Origin of the sequence: Arthrobacter alkaliphilus (assembly GCF_021483235.1) — a bacterium.
Classification (GTDB): Bacteria; Actinomycetota; Actinomycetes; order Actinomycetales; family Micrococcaceae; genus Arthrobacter; species Arthrobacter alkaliphilus.
Genome location: NZ_JAKEEC010000005.1, coordinates 34,754 through 51,012, shown reverse-complemented (window position 1 = coordinate 51,012; position 16,259 = coordinate 34,754). Strand labels below are relative to the sequence as shown.

The window sequence follows — 16,259 nt, the reverse complement described above, 5'->3', positions numbered from 1 at the left end:
GCCGAGTAAGCTCGGATCATGAGTGTTATCCGCCCAGCCAGAGTGTCCGACGTCCCCGCGATCCTGCAGATGATCCATGAACTTGCGGCCTACGAAAAAGAGCCCGACGCCGTTAAGAACACGCCCGAAAAGCTCACCGAAGCCCTGTTCGGCGAGAATCCCCGGGTGTACGCGCACATGGCCGAAAACGCGGCCGGAGACGTCCAGGGATTTGCTTTGTGGTTCGTGAATTACTCAACCTGGGAAGGCGTCCACGGCATCTACCTCGAGGACCTCTACGTCACGCCCGGCGCCCGGGGCGAGGGCCACGGGAAGGCGCTCCTGCAGCACTTGGCCGCGACCGCCGTGGAACGCGGTTATGCACGGGTGGAATGGAGTGTCCTGGACTGGAACGAGCCATCCATCAACTTCTACCGCAGCCTCGGCGCCATCCCCATGGACGGCTGGTCGACGTTCCGGCTGACCGGAGAAGCGCTGGGTGCCTTCGGCAGCGATGACAAGGTCATGGCTCGTGGCTGAGCGCGTGGTTGAGGACACGGCGCACACCATCCGCGCACGCCACGAATTCCGGGGTGTCCGCACCACCGAGCACTTCTTCACGGTCCCCCTCGACCATTGGGGCTCCGATGGTGCCGGGGCTGACGGGACCGCGGAAACGATCACCGTCTTCGCCCGCGAGTTTGTCTCCGCTGAGCACGCGGAAGAGGAAGCAGCCAAGTTGCCGTGGTTGCTCTACCTCCAGGGCGGGCCCGGCGGACGCGGAATCCGGACCACGTCCTTGTCCGGTTGGATGAAGGCTGCCGCGAGGAGTTTCCGCATCCTGATGCTGGATCAACGGGGCACGGGCTTGTCCACGCCGGCGGACCGCAACACCTTGCCGCTCCGGGGCGATGCCGCTGCACAGGCGCACTACCTCACGCATTTCCGGGCGGACTCGATCGTGGCCGACGCCGAACTCATCCGGAAGATCCTGGGTTCGGAACCGTGGACCGTCCTTGGCCAGAGCTTCGGCGGTTTCTGCGCCCTGACCTACCTCTCGTTCGCGCCGGAAGGCCTCAGGGAAGTACTCATCACCGGCGGCCTCGCACCGCTGGAAGGTCCGCCGGATCGCGTCTACCGGGCCACCTTCCAACGGGTCGCCGAACGTAATGCGGAATACTTCGAGTGGTACCCGGAGGACCGCGACATCGTCACCCGGATCGCGCGGCATCTGGAGGCCACGAAAGAGCGCCTGCCCAGCGGCGAACGGCTCACGCCGGAGCGCTTCCAGATGGTGGGATCGTTCCTCGGCGGGAACACCCGCGTTGATGCCTTGCACAGCCTCCTCGAGGACGCCTTCGTACCCTCCCCGGACGGGGCCCGTCTCTCCGACACCTTCCTCGAACAGGTCCACGGCCTTGTTTCCCGGGCCTCGAATCCCCTCTATGCCGTCCTGCATGAGGCCATCTACGGCCAAGGGCAGGCCACGGACTGGGCGGCGTGGCGCGTGCTCGCGGAGTTTCCGGAGTTCCAGCCCGAGGCGGCCGAGCCGCTCCTGACCGGCGAAATGGTCTATCCCTGGTATTTCGAACAGGATCCGGCGCTTGCGCCCCTGCAGGAAGTCGCGTCGCTCCTGGCCGGCAAGCCCGATTGGAAGCCGCTTTACGACGTGGCTCAACTGGCCGCGAACACGGTCCCGGTGGCGGCCGCCGTCTACCGTGACGACATCTACGTGGACTTCCAGCTCTCCATGGAAACCGCGGCCGCGGTGCGCGGACTGCAGGCCTGGACCACAGGGGACTTCCACCACGACGGAATCGGCGAAGACGGCGAAGGAATCTTCAACCGGCTCTTGGGGATGGCGCGCGGGACGAACTGAAGCCTGCGGCGGCGGCGACGGCCAGGACGGCAACTGCCAGAGCACCGGACGCCATGTTGAGTCCCTGATACCCCACCCAGCTCAGCACCACGCCGGACAGCCCGCCGCCGAGCGCCCCGGCCGCGCCCATGAGCGTGTCAGAGACGCCCTGGACCACAACCCGTTGCCGCTGGCCCACGCTTTCAGCCAGGAGGGTCGATCCCGAAATGGTCGCGGCCGACCACCCGAGGCCGAGAATGATGAGCCCGACCGTCACCAGCACGGGATCCTGCTGTCCAAAACCTGCGACGCCCACAGCCACCGTGAGCAGCACAAAGCCAAGCACGATCGTCTGGATCCTGCCCACCCGGTCCGTCAACCACCCCATCAGCGGGGACAGGGCATACATTCCGGCAATGTGGAGCGAGATGGTGAATCCAATGATCACCAAGGCGTCAGTACCCATGTCGTGGCCGGCGTGGCCCATTGGGTTGCCCGCCGCCCGAACGTTGGCAAGCTCCTGCAAATGCAGCGGCGTCATCGACATGACCGCCACCATGATTCCGTGCGCCGCGACCACCGCAACCAAGGCAAGCATCGCCCGCGGCGACGCCCTCACCGCGCGGAGGCCCTCGGTCAGGGACCGTCGCCGGGGTTCCGTAGCCGCGGGCCGTCCGCCGGCGTCGTCCGCCTCCTCGGCCAGCCGCCTCGCCAGCAGGAGCGGATCCGGGCGCAGTCCTGCCGTCAGCAACACGGCGGCCAGCAGCAGTCCGGCGACAGAGAACACAAATGGCCCGGCGATGGCGGGCAGGCCCAAGGCCGCCCCGACGACCGCGCCGGGCTGGATGAGGTTCGGACCCGCCACGGCGCCGATCGTGATCGCCCACACCACCGTCGCCAGGGAGCGCCCGCGGCTCTCCGGCGCCGCGAGGTCGACGGCGGCGAAACGGGCCTGAAGGTTCGACGCCGTGCCAAGACCCAGAAGGGCCCCGCCCAGCAAGAGCACGGCAAATACACCGCTTGCTGCCGACACGATGACGAGGATCGCACCCAGCATCGCCGCCACCAGGCCGGTAACGAGGCCGACCCTGCGCCCCCGGCGTTCGGCAAGGCCGGCAAGGGGAAGTGCCGAGACCGCTCCGGTGAGGGTGAGGATGGTGGTGACAGAGCCGGCCCACGCACTCGATCCGCTGAGCTGCACCGCAAGGAGCGATCCAATGGACAACGTGGCGCCGTTGCCTATTCCGCTGAGCAATTGGGCCGCAGCGAGCAATCGGACAGTGCGCCGCTGGATCGCCGCGGACTCAACGGTTGTTGGAGAAGACAACGCCATTTCACGAGCATATCCCCACCGCGGGAGGCAGCCCCGGGCACTCTTGTGAGCCGGTTCCCCTCCGCGGGGTGCCTCCTGTGCGGCCGCTAGTGCCCGGAAACCCTGTTCGTGCTCTTGCGGGAATCTTCTTCGAGCCGGGCGTCCAGCTTGGACTTGCTTGCCGCCGGGGTCAGGAGGCTCGCGACAACCGCCACCACGATGGTGCCGATGATCACGGCGAGGGACACATAGGTCGGGATCTCCGGAGCCCATTCAATATGGTGGCCGCCGTTGATGAAGGGCAGTTCGTTGACGTGCATGGCATGAAGGACCAGTTTCACGCCGATGAAGGCGAGAATGATCGACAAGGCGTGCTTGAGGTAGATCAGCCGGCTCATGAGGCCGCCGAGCAGGAAGTACAGCTGGCGCAGGCCCATGAGGGCGAAGATGTTGGCAGTGAAGACGATAAAGGCGCTCTGTGTCAGCCCGAAGATGGCCGGAATGGAGTCCACTGCGAACAAGAGGTCTGTCATGCCGATGGTCACGAAGACGATCAGCATGGGGGTGAACAGTTTCTTGCCGTCGACCGTGGTCCGTAGCTTACCGCCGTCGAACTTCTCCGTCATCGGGACAACCTTGCGGAGGCGGGCGATCAGGGGGCTTTCGGACCCGTCTTCCTCGTCTTCGCCCCTGTCCGTGGCTTGTTTCCAGGCCGTCCAGAGGAGGAACGCACCGAAGATGTAGAAGACCCAGCTGTATTGCTCGATCACCACGGAACCGAGGGCAATGAAAATGCCGCGCAGGACGAGGGCGATAATGATGCCCACCATGAGCACTTCCTGCTGGTACCTGCGGGGCACCGAGAACCGGGCCATGATGATGATGAAGACAAACAGGTTGTCGATACTCAGGCTGTACTCGGTCACCCAACCCGCGATGAACTGGCCGCCCAGCTCGGGGCCGGCAAAAGCGAACATCGCTCCGGCGAACACCAAGGCGAGGCTGACGTAGAAGGCGACCCAGAGGCCCGCTTCCTTCATGGAGGGTTCGTGCGGACGCTTGAGGACCAGGAGAAGATCGACAAGGAGGATGATTCCGAGAACGACCAATGAGCCGATCTCAAACCAAGCGGGGAGTTGCATCTAAAATGCCTTTCGCAGGTACGCCAAAACGGCGTAAGTCTCTCCGACCTGCCTGCGTCCCTGCCTGAGGCAACAACGTTAAAACGGCGATCCGCTGCGCCCGGCGAGGCATCGATGCCTTGCGTGTTGACGGACGTAGCGCTTGGGATACTCCCCTACGTAGGCCCAACTTTACCCTAGGCGTGCCCCGCGGACTGCATTTGGCGGAGTTCCCGCTTGAGGTCGCCCACCTCGTCGCGGATCCTCGCCGCGATCTCAAACTGGAGTTCGGCGGCAGCCGCGTGCATCTGCTCCGTCAGCTGTTCGATCAGGCCCACCAGGTCCTCGGCCGGAGCTGCTGCCAGGCCATCCTGGCGCACCTTCGACGCCCCCTTGCCCTTGCCGGTCCGGCCACCCTTTCCGGTTGCGGCCAGCAACTCGCGGGTGTCGGCGTCTTCGCGGGCGAGCTGATCGGTGATATCGGCGATCTTCTTGCGCAAAGGCTGCGGATCCACACCGTTGTCGGTGTTGTATTTGACCTGGATTTCCCGGCGGCGGTTGGTTTCTTCAATCGCCTGGGCCATCGAGTCCGTGATCCGGTCGGCGTACATGTGGACCTGGCCCGAGACGTTGCGGGCCGCACGCCCGATGGTCTGGATGAGGGAAGTGGCCGAGCGCAGGAAGCCTTCCTTGTCGGCGTCGAGGATGCTGACGAGTGACACTTCAGGCAGGTCGAGGCCCTCACGGAGCAGGTTGATGCCTACCAGGACGTCGAAGCTGCCCATCCGGAGTTCGCGGAGCAGTTCCACGCGCCGGAGGGTGTCGACGTCGGAGTGCAGGTATTGCACCTTGACCCCGTGGCCCAGGAGGTAGTCGGTGAGGTCCTCGGCCATACGCTTGGTCAGGGTGGTGACCAGCACGCGTTCGTCGCGCTCCACCCGCGTCCGGATCTCGCCAAGGAGATCGTCGATCTGGCCCTTGGTCGGCTTCACGATCACTTCGGGATCGATCAGGCCGGTGGGGCGGATAATCTGCTGGACGAACCCGTCAGCCTTGCCCAGCTCGTACTTGCCCGGGGTCGCGGAAAGATAGACGGTCTGGCCCACCCGCTCCAGGAATTCGTCCCATTTGAGCGGCCTGTTGTCCATGGCGGAAGGAAGCCGGAAGCCGTGGTCCACGAGGGTGCGCTTGCGCGACATATCACCCTCGTACATGGCACCGATCTGCGGAACCGTGACGTGGGATTCGTCGATGACCAGCAGGAAGTCGTCCGGGAAATAGTCCAGGAGGCAATGCGGTGCTGTGCCGGAGCCGCGGCCATCGATGTGGCGTGAATAGTTCTCGATCCCGTTGCAGAACCCCATTTGCTGCATCATCTCAAGGTCGTAGGTGGTGCGCATGCGCAGCCGCTGGGCTTCGACGAGCTTGTTCTGTCCCTCCAGGACCTTGAGCCGTTCCGCGAGTTCGTCTTCGATGGCGGTGATGGCCCGGGACATGCGTTCCGGCCCGGCGACGTAGTGCGACGCGGGGAAGATGTACATCTCCGTTTCCTCGCGGATGACCTCGCCCGTGACGGGATGCAGGGTGTAGATGTTCTCGATCTCGTCACCGAAGAACTCGATGCGCACGGCAAGTTCCTCGTACATGGGGATGATTTCCACGGTGTCTCCGCGGACACGGAAGGTGCCGCGGTGGAAGTCCATGTCATTGCGCGCATATTGCATCGAGACGAATTTGCGCAGGAGATGGTCGCGGTTCAGTTCGGCGCCCTTGGTGAGCGTGACCATCCCGGCGATGTATTCCTCCGGGGTGCCGAGGCCGTAGATGCAGGACACCGTGGCCACCACCACAACGTCCCGGCGGGTCAGCAGCGCGTTCGTGGCCGAGTGCCGCAGCCGTTCGACTTCCTCATTCACCGACGAGTCCTTCTCGATGAAGGTATCCGTCTGCGGCACGTAGGCTTCGGGCTGGTAGTAGTCGTAGTACGAAACGAAGTACTCCACCGCGTTGTTCGGCAGCAGTTCCCGGAACTCGTTGGCGAGCTGCGCGGCAAGGGTCTTGTTCTGGACCATCACCAAAGTGGGGCGCTGGACTTGTTCGATGAGCCAGGCGGTGGTGGCACTCTTGCCCGTACCCGTGGCGCCGAGCAGTACCACGTCCTTCTCGCCGTTGTTGATGCGTTCTGTCAGCTCCGCGATGGCGGCTGGCTGGTCGCCTGCCGGTTTGAATTCGCTGACGACCTCGAAGGGCGCGACCACACGGTTGATCTCCTGGGCAAGACTCATGAATCCAATGTACCCCCGTCCGCGGACAGCTACTGTCCGCGTTCGCGGGCTGACGCGGCGCCGTCGCCGGGCTTGGTCCAGCCATCGTCGAGCCGCCCCATGATGGAGCGGAACATCTTGACGGCGAACCACAGTCCGGACAGCAGCCAGGCAGCCCAGGCGAGCCAGAAAGACGTAGCGGGGACGAGGACGCGCCACGTCGGCGGCTGGGTCCCGGCGACGAACTCCTCGCGGCCGCCGGCCAGGAACCACAGCAGCGCCGCCGCGGCCATGAGGACGACGCCGGCCCATGCCAGCCATCGAACCGCGCCTAGCCGCTGTCCCTCGAGGTGTGGCGTGATTCTGCGTTTCCGGATCATGCTTGGCGCCTAGCCACGTGCCGCGGAGTACGACGGCGGCTGCCAACCGGTCCTGCCCGCCCAGGCATCCATGAGCGGCCAGGCGACCTCCGTGAACCAGGGCTCCTTGGCCTCCGCATACTCCAAGGTCCGGCCGGCGTCCGCGTGCAGCGCCGCGAGGTCCTGTTTCAGGGCCGCATACATCGCCCGCGCGTCGGCGTCGGCGCGGAGCCAATCCCGGAACAACAGCGCATAACGCCAGCCCGGACTCCCCAGTACCCGGACATGGACGTTGGCGGGCCGCCCGGGGTCCGCGTTGCAATGGAAGCGCTTTTGCCACACAGACGGGTCAAGGTCCGGCGGCTTGGGGGTGTCACGGGCGGAGGGGTCTTGCAGCGGGAAGCCGGCCTCACCCAGGACGCCTGCTATCCGGTCTGCGTCTTCCAGCGAGGACACATTCACCTGCAGGTCGATGATGTCCTTGGCGGGAAGGCCCGGTACTGCGGTCGAACCGATATGGTCGGCGCCCAATACCTCCGGTGCTGCCCGCCGGATCCGCGCGAGGAGCCGCCCGGCCTGGGCCGGCCAGTCGGGATTCGGCGGGGACAATACGGGGCCGCCCCCTCTTGGTGCCGCGCGCCCTGCTGCGAGATTGCGGGCAAACGGCGCCAAGCGTTTTTCCCATAGGGTGTCCACGAGCTCCGTAAGATCCTCAACACTTCCGGAGTTGTCCAGCACGACGTCGGCCGCCGCCAAGCGTTCATCCCGGCTGGCCTGCGCGGCCATGCGGGACACCGCATCCTCGACTGTCATGCCGCGGATCTCCGTCATGCGCCGGATCCGTTCCTCGTCCGAGGCATCAACCACCAGCACCAAGTGGAAACTGCTGCCCTGCCCGGTCTCGACCAGCAGCGGAATATCCTGGACGACGATGTCGCCGGGTTTCGCGGTTCCGAGCATCGCAGCCGCCCGCTCCCGCACGCGCGGATGGATAATCGCGTTGAGCGCTTCCCTGCGATCCGGCTGGGCGAACACAATCGAGCCGAGCCGTGCCCGGTCAAGGCGCCCGTCGCCGTCGAGGATTCCTTCACCGAACTCGGCGGCAACGGCCGCCAACCCTGGCGTGCCCGGCTCCACGACCTCGCGGGCCAGCGCATCGGCGTCGATCAAGACAGCGCCCAATTCCCTCAGGCGCGCGGACACAAGCGATTTGCCGGAGGCGATCCCGCCGGTCAGTCCAATCTTCAGCACCCCTCCACACTAGACTGGGTCGGTGGCAGAACAGGAAGAAAGCCGGGCGACCGCGTACACAACGTTGGCGCCCGGAAGCGATTTCCGCCACGAACTGGAGATCAGGCGTTCGCGCTTCATTACCGTGCTGCGCCGCGTTCCCGACGAAGACGCCGCCCGCGCCCTGGTTGCGGAGCTGCGCAAGGAATTCCACGATGCCCGGCACCATTGCTCGGCATTCGTCCTCGGCCCGGACCGGAGCATCCAGCGATCAAACGACGACGGCGAGCCTTCCGGAACTGCCGGCATCCCCATGCTTGAGGCGCTCATCAGACGCGAGACACAGCCCGGGGTGAGCGACCTCAGCGACGTGAGTGCCGTCGTCGTACGCTATTTCGGCGGGATCCTCCTGGGCGCGGGCGGACTGGTCCGTGCATACTCCGAGTCAGTCTCGGCGGCGTTGGACGCCGCTCCCCTGGTTCAGCGGCGACGCTTGCGGATTTGCGATATCGCCGTGGCCCACCACGCCGCCGGAAGGCTCGAAAACGAGCTGCGCACCGCGGGCTACGTCATGGGCGCCGCAAGCTACGAACCCGCAGAAACCATCCTGCGCTTGGCCTTGCCTGATGACCAGGCGTCAATCGACGACGCCGTCGAGCGCCTCGCGGCCATGACGGGCGGCACCTCGGAGCTCCACCTGCGCGGAACGGAGTGGGTGGACCTCCAGGGCTGACCTTTCCGCGGGGACATGCCCTCCTCTGGTCGCGAGCAGTGGACTTAATGGGCATATGTCCAGTCCAGGCTGGCAAGGAGGGGCATGTCCGTGGGTGTCACTGGTATCGGGCGCGCTGTGCGGGGTGGAACCCATGGTGGATTAGTCATTGAACCGGCAAACGGCCTATTTCAGATCGTGGTCATTCCGCGATGCGGTCATGCCGTCTGAGCCCGGCGGGAGCGCCCTGGATCCTGCCCTTCGGAACAACTTGATGACGTAGAACGTGATGATGGCCAGAGCTGCCAGCAAGAGGAAAGCCAGCGGAGCAAAAGAAAGTACTGCCTCAGGAAAAGTAGGAACCAAGGGGTTCATAAGTCTGATCACACCCATCCGCACGAGACCACTCCGGGGCCGTTGGTTACCAATCGGAGATTAGCGGATCTCGAATAACAGGTGGGACCTATCTGATAGATCGTTATCAGTTAGTTAGCTGCGCCGGGTTAAAGGCGGGGTCACTTACGGCCCATCCGAAGCACCGGAATGGGCCGTAAGTGACCCCGCGTTTGGAAAACAAAGCAGCCCCTGCGATTCGTGAATGAATCGCAGGGGCCGCTTCAATCAGGCCTGGAAAACCGGGCCAGTGGCAATTAGTTGCCGGTCAGCTTCTCGCGCAGAGCTGCGAGGGCCTCGTCGGATGCCAGGGTGCCCGCGTTGGACTCGGTGGCAGCCGGCTCGGAGGAGTAGCTGGTGGCGCCGGAGTCGCCCTCGCCGGAAGCGGCAGCAGCGGCGTCGTCAGCAGCGTGCTGGGAAACCTGCTTCTTGTGGGCTTCCCAACGAGCCTGGGCGTCAGCGTACTGCTGCTCCCAAGCGGCGCGCTGCGTCTCGTAGCCCTCGAGCCATTCGTTCGACTCGGGGTCGAAGCCCTCAGGGTACTTGTAGTTGCCCTCTTCGTCGTACTCAGCGGCCATGCCGTACAGAGCCGGGTCGAACTCGGTGCTGTCAGCGTCAACGCCCTCGTTAGCCTGCTTGAGGGAGAGGGAGATGCGGCGGCGCTCGAGGTCGATGTCGATGACCTTGACGAAGAGCTCGTCGCCAACGGAGACAACCTGCTCAGCAAGCTCAACGTGGCGCACAGCCAGCTCGGAGATGTGGACGAGGCCTTCGATGCCGTCTTCGACGCGAACGAACGCACCGAACGGAACCAGCTTGGTGACCTTACCCGGAACAACCTGGCCGAGGGCGTGGGTGCGGGCGAAGGTCTGCCACGGGTCTTCCTGCGTGGCCTTGAGGGACAGGGACACGCGCTCGCGGTCCAGATCCACTTCGAGAACCTCGACGGTGACTTCCTGGCCAACCTCGACAACCTCGGACGGGTGGTCGATGTGCTTCCAGGACAGCTCGGAAACGTGAACCAGGCCGTCTACGCCGCCAAGGTCCACGAATGCACCGAAGTTGACGATGGAGGAAACGACGCCGGGACGAACCTGGCCCTTTTCCAGCTTGTTGAGGAACGTGGAGCGAACCTCGGACTGGGTCTGCTCGAGCCATGCACGGCGGGAAAGAACAACGTTGTTGCGGTTCTTGTCCAGTTCGATGATCTTGGCTTCGATCTGCTGGCCGATGTACGGAGCAAGGTCGCGGACGCGGCGCATCTCGACGAGGGATGCGGGCAGGAAGCCACGCAGGCCGATGTCGAGGATAAGGCCACCCTTGACAACCTCGATGACGGTACCGGTGACAACACCGTCTTCTTCCTTGACCTTCTCGATGTCGCCCCAGGCACGCTCGTACTGAGCACGCTTCTTGGAGAGGATCAGTCGGCCTTCTTTGTCTTCCTTGGTGAGCACCAGGGCTTCGACCTGATCGCCGACGGAGACGACATCCCCGGGGTCAACGTCGTGCTTGATGGAAAGCTCGCGGGAAGGGATGACACCTTCGGTCTTGTAACCGATGTCGAGCAGAACTTCGTCGCGGTCGACCTTGACGACGGTACCTTCGACGAGGTCTCCGTCGTTGAAGTATTTGATGGTGGCGTCGACAGCTGCGAGGAAGTCCTCAGCGGTACCGATGTCGTTGATCGCGACTACGGGGGTACCGGGCTTCTCGGTGGAGGTGATGGTCATGTAGTAGGGGCTCCGTTGTGGATAGAGTATCGGTCAGGCAAACCGCCCGCTTTCCGTGCCCGGTCCGCAGGACACGGCAAATCGCCGGGTCATCCTGAATGGTGGATTGTAAATTTACGCGCACGCAGTACGCGCCCGTTCATTCTAGTCGTTTGCCTCAAGGAGGGTCAAAGCGGCAGCGTGTCACCAAGCCGGGCGAACGTTACGCCACGGTCCAGGAGGCCCGGAAGCGCACGGGCAAATCCATCTGCGGTGCCGCCGGCGGGCCGGTTGAAATGCGAGATCACAATCTGGCCGGCGCCGCGTCCCGCGGCAATTTTCCCCACTTCGGCCGCGACCGTCGCGGCGGGGAAGGTTGCCCCGCCGTCGCCGTTCACCGTGAAGCTGACGGGGACCAGCCCGACGGCGTTGGTGATCGCCGCGGCAACGTCGTCATAGTAGGCGGTTCCGGACCGGAAAAAGCGGGGGGCCTTGCCGGAGAGCCGCTCCAGGGCGTCCTGGTTGGCCATGATTTCGTCGTATACCTCGCCGGCGTTGGCCGTGCCGGGGATGCCGTATGCGGCGCGCCCGTTGACCGACAAGGGCTGGTGCCGAAAGCCGTGGTTTCCGAGCTCGAACAAAGGATCGGCCGCGAGTTCGGCCGCCAACCCGGGATTGGCCGAGATCCACCGGCCGTTGACGAAAAGGGTGGCCGGAACGTTGAGCTTGCGGAGCGTCTGGAGCAATCGTTGATCGCACTCCGACCCCTGCGGGCCACCGCAAGCATCGAAGGTCAAAACCGCGTGCGGAGAATCCGTTTTGGAGATCACGCCTTTGACATCAAGACCCCATTCGACGGGCTTGCGCGCCGAGAACTCAGCTACAACCTGGGATTTCGACGGCCGCGCGGGCCGCGTTTCGGGTGCCACCGCATTGTGGGGCGGGTCTTTCACTACGGGCGTTGAAGGCGCCGAGGGGCTTGGCACGGGGGCGGCTGCCGGTTCCTGGGCGCAAGCGGCCAGGCCGGTCATCGCGAGGCCGGCGGCGGCCGCCAGCAAGGACCGGCGGCGCAGCAGCCCTGATGGGCCGGCGGAGTGGCCCCCCGGCTGGAATTCCCCCATGGAATCCTCTTCTGTAGAACGTGTGCGTGGTTGGAGATGTGCCTAGAAGTGCGTCAGGCAGTGGGCTGGACGTTCGACGGCGAACATGTTCCGGGCAATCAGCGCAGCTCCTGGAGTGTGCTCGCGGATCCGGCCAGCCGAAACCAAGGTTACAGGATTGACGGCCCCCAAATAGACCGAACCCAGATCGGTGATGTCCATCCTCAAGTCAGGGTTCCCTCCTTCTGCCTCCTTGATGGTGGGAACGCCGCCTTCGGACGTCAATTCCCACCTACCGTCGGCGAAGCCGAGCGGGTCCCGGACCTCCAGGACCAACCGTCCATCGGCGCCAAAACGGCGGGCGGACAAGGCCGCGGGGACGTCCAGGACCCGCAACCACAGCATGTCGCGGTAGTCGGAGGACGCAATGCACCGCCCGTCTTCGAGCGCCCACGCAAGGGGGTCTTCCACGGGAGCGTCTGGCCACGAGACTTGTTCGACGAGATCGATGCTGCCCAGGAACTGCCACAGTTCCAGGTACGCGGAATCGCTCGCGGCCACGAGGTCCACGATTTCCACCGTGTACGGCTTCGTGTCCCAGCCCGCGAACTTGTATGAGACGTATCCGTCGATGGTGCCGTCCGGTGCGTAATGGAGCGCGCATTTGATGGCCTTGTCTTCGCTGCCGTCGCGCTTCATCGCGCCGGACACCTGGTGCCGGTAGGCGTCCTGCCGCACGATGGACCCCGGCGTACGGTGGTGGACACGTTCGAAAACCTCGGGCGCAAGGTGCAGGAGGACTCGGGGATCGGCGATCTCCACGCGGCCGACGGGCTCATGCCGCAGGCGGAACCTCGGACCGGTGTCCACCTTGATGCTCCGCTCGAACGTTGCGACGCCGAAACCGAAACGGCCGTAAATGGACGCTTCGGATGCGGTCAGGGCGGCCATGGCGAAGCCGTCGTCCTTGGCGTCGGCGAGGTCTGCGGTCATCATCCCCCGGAGGATTCCATTCCGCCGGTGCGTTCCCCGCACGGTGACCGCCGTGATCTGGCGCGTCCGCAGTTCCTGGCCGAAGCCAACATTGAGCTTGTTTTCCAAGGTGCCGAACGTCGCCACCGGAAATCCAGGGTTGAGCGCGTGCAACGGAGGTTCGTCGTTGACATAGACGCCAGTCAACTCGCGGTTGTCCGCCTGGTACATCGCGAGGATCTTATCGACAAGCTCATCGCTTCGCTGCTCATCGTGGAAGCCAAAGCCCACGGCGCGGAGCCAGTCACGCGCTTGTCCGTAGTCCGGGTTCTCCTTGCCTACCGAACGGAAGCGCTTGATCGTGTATTTTTCTTTCGTTTCCTTGGGATCAGCCACGTCCCGAGCCTAGCCAGACGGCCCGGGCCACGCCACCATCGCGGCGGCGTGGCCCGGCGCAGGGCCCCTGGCACGAGCTAGTGGCCAGCCTCGTACCAGCTTGATCCGACGCCGATCTGGACGTCGAGCGGCACCTTGAGGTCGGCGGCGCCACTCATCTGCGCGGCTACGAGCTTCTCCACGGCCTCCCGTTCTCCGTGTGCGACTTCCAGCACCAATTCGTCGTGGACTTGGAGGAGCATGCGGGACTTGAGCCCCTGGCTTGCCAGCTCCGCGGACACACCGAGCATGGCGCGCTTGATGAGGTCGGCGGCGGATCCCTGGATGGGCGAGTTCAAGGCAATGCGCTCGGCGGCTTCGCGCGCTTGCCGGTTGGTGCTGGTCAGGTCCGGCAGATACCGCCGGCGGCCTTCGATGGTGGCCGTGTAGCCGTCGATCCTGGCCTGGTCCACCACTCCGCGAAGGTAGTCGCGCACGGCGCCGAAGCGGTCGAAGTAATCCTTCATGAGCGTCCGCGCTTCGTCCACGGAGATTTCCAACTGCTTGGAGAGTCCGAAGGAGGTCAAACCGTAGGCGAGGCCGTATGACATTGCCTTGACCTTCGAGCGCATGGCGCTGCTGACCTCTTCAGGCGCCACATTGAAGATGCGCGAACCCACGTAGCGGTGCAGGTCCTCACCTTCCTTGTAGGCCTGGATGAGGCCCGCGTCGCCGGACAGGTGGGCCATGATGCGCATTTCGATCTGCGAGTAGTCGGCCGAGAGCAAGCATTCGAACCCTTCGCTGACCACGAAGATGCCGCGCACCCGGCGCCCTTCCTCGCTGCGCACGGGGATGTTCTGCAAGTTCGGATTGTTGGACGAGATGCGTCCCGTGGCCGCGATGTTTTGGGCATACGTGGTGTGGATACGCCCGTCCTCGGCAACCGACTTCTTGAGCGTCTCCACCATCTGGGCAAGCTTGGACGACTCCCTGTGCGCCATGAGCTGGACGAGGAACTCGTGGCCCGTCTTCTCCAGGAGTGCCTTCAACGAGGCGGCGTCGGTGGTGTAGCCGGACTTGATCTTCTTGGTCTTGGGCAGGCCCAATTCGTCGAAGAGGACCGTCTGAAGTTGCTTGGGCGAACCGAGGTTAACCTCGTGGCCGATGGCCGCGAAAGCCTGCTCCTGGGCGTTGTCGATGACCTTGGCGAGGTCTGCCAACTGCTCGTTCATCCGCTCCATCGAGACTCCGATGCCGGACATTTCCATGTGCGCCAGGACGCGGGCCACCGGAAGTTCGAGCGTGGTCAGGAGGGCGTCGGCTTTGCGCTCGACGAGTTCCTTTTCGAAGTGCTTGCTCAGCGCGTGCACGACGGCGGCGTGCTGGACAAGCGCGGTGGCTGTCTGGTCCGGAGTGCCTCCCAGTTCGAATTCAAGCTGACCCGTCTGCGCAACGGGAGTGGCAACAGAGATCCTCAGGTGGTGCTGGGCGAGCTCGGCGAGTTCGTAACTGCGGCGGTCCGGCTGGATCAGGTAGCCCGAGATGGCGGTGTCATCGACGACGCCTTCAAGCCCCAGCCCACGGTTGCGCAGAGCCTTGAGGGCGTCTTTGAACTCGTGCATGACCTTGGCTTCTTCGGGATCCTGCAGCCATTTGGCCAGCACGGACTCGGCCGCCGCGTCGAGGCCGGAAAGCTCGACGTAGCCGGCACTGTTGTTGCGCACGATGGCCAGGGCGCCGGCGTCGTCACCGATCCGGCCGGGGACCAGTTGCACGGCGAGGGCGGAGCGCATTCCGGCCCCTGCCGCGAAGAACGCCTCCAGGCCCTCGGCATCGGTGAGGGTGGCGAATGCCGGGGCCTCGATGGTGTCCGGGGCCGCTCCGGCGGTGTCGTCGCCGTACAGGTCGAAGAGGCGCGTCCGCAGGGTCCGGAATTCAAGCTCGTCGAACAGTGCCTCCACGGCCTGCCGGTCCGGGCGCGGTTCGTGGAGGTCCTCAAGGGTGACGGGGAGTTCGAGGTCCCGCAAGAGCTGGTTCAGCCGGCGGTTGCGCTTCACGTTCTCCAGGTTCTCCCGGAGCGCGCCGCCCACCTTCCCGCCGATGGCGTCAATGTTCTCCAGGATGCCGTCCAGACCGCCGTATAGGTTGATCCACTTGGCGGCGGTCTTGGGCCCCACTCCGGGTACGCCAGGGAGGTTGTCCGCAGACTCACCCACCAAAGCGGCGAGGTCCGAGTAGTAGGAAGGAGCCACGAAGTACTTCTCCTCGATGGCGGCTGCATCCAGCTTCGGGATGTTGCTGACGCCTTGCTTGGGGTAGAGCACAAAGACGTTGTCGTTAATGAGCTGGAACGAGTCCCGGTCCCCCGACACAAGCAGGACCTCATAGCCGGCGGCGTCGCCCTGGGCGGCCAGCGTGGCCAGGATGTCGTCGGCTTCATAGCCAGGGAGGGCGATAGTCCTGATGCCCCACGCTTCCATGACCCTGGCAATGAGGCCGATCTGGCCCTGGAACTCCGGCGGCGTGGCGTTCCGTCCGCCCTTGTACTCGCTGTACTCGGCCTTGCGGAACGTGGTGTCGTCAGAGACGTCGAATGCCACAGCCACGTGCGTGGGCTTTTGGTCCTTGATGAGGTTGATCAGCATGGACGTGAAGCCATGGACAGCGTTGGTGTGCTGGCCCCTGGCGGTGGAGAAGTTTTCCGCCGGGAGGGCGTAGAAGGCACGGAAAGCCATGGAGTGGCCGTCCAGGACCAGCAACCGGGGCCGGCCCTCCCCCGCTGTGCTTGGGTTGGCTGTTGCCGAGGGGGTGGCGGCCGTCGCGATGGCTGTTGTTGTTGCTGCCGCTGGCGTTGCCGCTGGAACCGGGT

At 64.6% G+C, this 16,259-nt stretch carries 12 protein-coding genes; 3 read left to right on the top strand and 9 right to left on the bottom strand.

The window, feature by feature from the left end:
• The first annotated feature begins 18 nt into the window (after positions 1-18).
• On the top strand, positions 19-519 hold the full coding sequence (locus tag L0B83_RS05695) for a GNAT family N-acetyltransferase (RefSeq protein WP_234757438.1): 501 nt from the start codon (positions 19-21) through the stop codon (positions 517-519).
• Positions 512-1,858: an alpha/beta fold hydrolase gene (locus L0B83_RS05690; RefSeq protein ID WP_372461155.1), complete on the top strand. Its 1,347-nt coding sequence runs from the start codon at positions 512-514 to the stop codon at positions 1,856-1,858. Before L0B83_RS05695 ends, L0B83_RS05690 begins: the two co-directional genes overlap by 8 nt.
• Here the strand turns inward: L0B83_RS05690 and L0B83_RS05685 are convergent.
• From L0B83_RS05685 to coaE, 5 genes are all read right to left on the bottom strand, one after another.
• Positions 1,821-3,170 carry an MFS transporter gene (locus L0B83_RS05685; protein ID WP_234757436.1) on the bottom strand — a complete coding sequence of 450 codons (1,350 nt, stop codon included), beginning with the start codon at positions 3,168-3,170 and terminating at the stop codon, positions 1,821-1,823. The two genes, L0B83_RS05690 and L0B83_RS05685, sit on opposite strands and share 38 nt — an antisense overlap.
• 86 nt (positions 3,171-3,256) lie before the next feature.
• Entirely contained in the window at positions 3,257-4,291 is a 1,035-nt protein-coding gene (locus tag L0B83_RS05680; RefSeq protein WP_234757435.1) for a TerC family protein, read from the bottom strand.
• Positions 4,292-4,467: 176 nt separating this feature from the next.
• A complete protein-coding gene (gene uvrB, locus L0B83_RS05675; RefSeq protein WP_234757434.1) occupies positions 4,468-6,555 on the bottom strand; it encodes an excinuclease ABC subunit UvrB in 2,088 nt (695 codons plus the stop codon).
• A gap of 29 nt (positions 6,556-6,584) precedes the next feature.
• A complete protein-coding gene (locus tag L0B83_RS05670; RefSeq protein ID WP_234757433.1) occupies positions 6,585-6,914 on the bottom strand; it encodes a hypothetical protein in 330 nt (109 codons plus the stop codon).
• Positions 6,915-6,923: 9 nt separating this feature from the next.
• Positions 6,924-8,144: a dephospho-CoA kinase gene (gene coaE, locus L0B83_RS05665; protein WP_234757432.1), complete on the bottom strand. Its 1,221-nt coding sequence runs from the start codon at positions 8,142-8,144 to the stop codon at positions 6,924-6,926.
• Between the two features lie 22 nt (positions 8,145-8,166).
• Between coaE and L0B83_RS05660 the strand changes: the two genes are divergently transcribed.
• On the top strand, positions 8,167-8,856 hold the full coding sequence (locus tag L0B83_RS05660) for an IMPACT family protein (protein ID WP_234757431.1): 690 nt from the start codon (positions 8,167-8,169) through the stop codon (positions 8,854-8,856).
• Between the two features lie 629 nt (positions 8,857-9,485).
• Here L0B83_RS05660 and rpsA read toward each other — a convergent pair.
• From rpsA to polA, 4 genes are all read right to left on the bottom strand, one after another.
• Positions 9,486-10,961, bottom strand: coding sequence for a 30S ribosomal protein S1 (rpsA, locus tag L0B83_RS05655; protein WP_234757430.1), 1,476 nt, complete (start codon positions 10,959-10,961; stop codon positions 9,486-9,488).
• 167 nt (positions 10,962-11,128) lie between these two features.
• Positions 11,129-12,061, bottom strand: a complete 933-nt coding sequence (locus L0B83_RS05650) for a polysaccharide deacetylase family protein (RefSeq protein ID WP_234757429.1) — start codon at positions 12,059-12,061, stop codon at positions 11,129-11,131.
• Positions 12,062-12,103: 42 nt separating this feature from the next.
• Positions 12,104-13,408: a GNAT family N-acetyltransferase gene (locus L0B83_RS05645; protein ID WP_234757428.1), complete on the bottom strand. Its 1,305-nt coding sequence runs from the start codon at positions 13,406-13,408 to the stop codon at positions 12,104-12,106.
• 77 nt (positions 13,409-13,485) lie between these two features.
• Positions 13,486-16,125: a DNA polymerase I gene (gene polA / locus L0B83_RS05640; protein WP_234757550.1), complete on the bottom strand. Its 2,640-nt coding sequence runs from the start codon at positions 16,123-16,125 to the stop codon at positions 13,486-13,488.
• Positions 16,126-16,259 lie beyond the last annotated feature (134 nt).